Annotated in this window: 2 protein-coding genes and 1 pseudogene; 1 reads left to right on the top strand and 2 read right to left on the bottom strand. The window is 38.5% G+C overall.

From position 1 onward, the window contains the following. Positions 1 to 142 (top strand): annotated as a pseudogene (locus AC2VE5_RS28150) (IS630 family transposase); the annotation flags it as partial. On the opposite strand, the gene AC2VE5_RS28145 reads toward AC2VE5_RS28150, so the two are convergent. Continuing rightward, positions 120 to 257, bottom strand: coding sequence for a hypothetical protein (locus AC2VE5_RS28145; protein ID WP_486890797.1), 138 nt, complete (start codon positions 255 to 257; stop codon positions 120 to 122). The pseudogene AC2VE5_RS28150 and the gene AC2VE5_RS28145 sit on opposite strands and share 23 nt — an antisense overlap. A gap of 123 nt (positions 258 to 380) precedes the next feature. Beyond that, entirely contained in the window at positions 381 to 776 is a 396-nt protein-coding gene (locus tag AC2VE5_RS28140; protein WP_486890795.1) for a response regulator, read from the bottom strand. Positions 777 to 1,242 lie beyond the last annotated feature (466 nt).

Here is a 1,242-nt window from a genome sequence, read left to right as displayed (position 1 = left end):
GTGGTTGCAAGCAAAGAGGTTTATCCGAGAGTTCTATCATCTGTGTAAATCTTTCTTTGCTGTCAAGCGCTTGTTTGAGCTAGTAACTCACCGACAAATTTTTAATTTCCCAAAGATATTCATGTATGGTGCATTTTCATGAACCATTCAGGATTGCTATAGACAGATTCTAAGTCGGGTAGAAGACGCTTGTACTCCTCTAAAGGCAAAGCAGCTAAAAGCCGATTTTTCCTCAAATTACGGGTTGTTTGAATCACGAAGATTTGACAGGTTTTCCCTTAGTTAGTATTCATACAATTAACATGGGTAAAATTTGAAAGCTTCTAGCCCTAGATGAATCATTTGTAAACAAACTTAGTAAGCGATCGCACGTTCTGACTTTATGCTATTTTTCCGTACAGTATTTGCGGGCTGTGGTTGAGATAGTAACAAATTATATTTTCTAAATCTTCTAGCATATAAGGTTTAGTAAGGTAGTCGTCAAAACCTGATGCTAGTATCTGTTTTCTTTCATCTTCCATTGCCATTGCGGTAACTGCAATAACTGGAATTGCCGATGTGAGAAAATTTTGTTTGAGGCAATGCAATACTTCTAACCCGCTAATATCAGGCAGAGCAATATCTAATAAAATCAAGTTTGGTTGGTAACACTGGGCTAATTGTAAGGCTGACTGTCCATTAGACGCAGTAATACTAAAGTAGCCGAGGCTTTCTATAATCAAGCTATTTAGCAATAGGCTATCTTCTCGATCGTCTACCGATAGAACTAAAGACATTATACAAGCCGTAGAGTTTATTCAATGTTTTTGTATGGACGCACTACTAGATATAGTTTCACAAGCTTAAATTTATCTTTTTACTTAATTACCTGTCTGCCCGTTATCGTACAATACAGCAGAAAAAACTAGCGGTTAATTGTTAGCGGATGTCAGTATTGGGGTTTTGAGCGATCGCACTTGAGTTTTACAGGTAAATGCGATTGCACCTCGGCTTGAATTGCGAGACTTCGTAATTTATCGACTATTTAGGATCGAGGCATTGCTGCTATAAATACTACACCCGCTTAGGGTTAAAACCCCAAGCTAATAGCTTAAGTCGGCTTAAGCCGACTACTGATACTAAGTTGCGGTCAGAGGTAGTATTTGAAGATGAGGGAAGAAAGTCATTGAACGCAGGCGCTCACTATTAGAAGAAAGTTCAAGTAAGCCTTGGCAAAGTACATCTTCTACCTGTTCAAGGGAT

The sequence above is a fragment of the Aliterella sp. E5.1 genome (genome assembly GCF_057473825.1).
Note: the sequence above shows the minus strand (reverse complement) of the source record. Positions and strands in the feature narration are given on the sequence as shown.

Bases quoted from the DNA above. Each gene is read 5' to 3' on its own strand.
- AC2VE5_RS28140 (WP_486890795.1), bottom strand. From the start codon at position 776: ATGTCTTTAGTTCTATCGGTAGACGATCGAGAAGATAGCCTATTGCTA.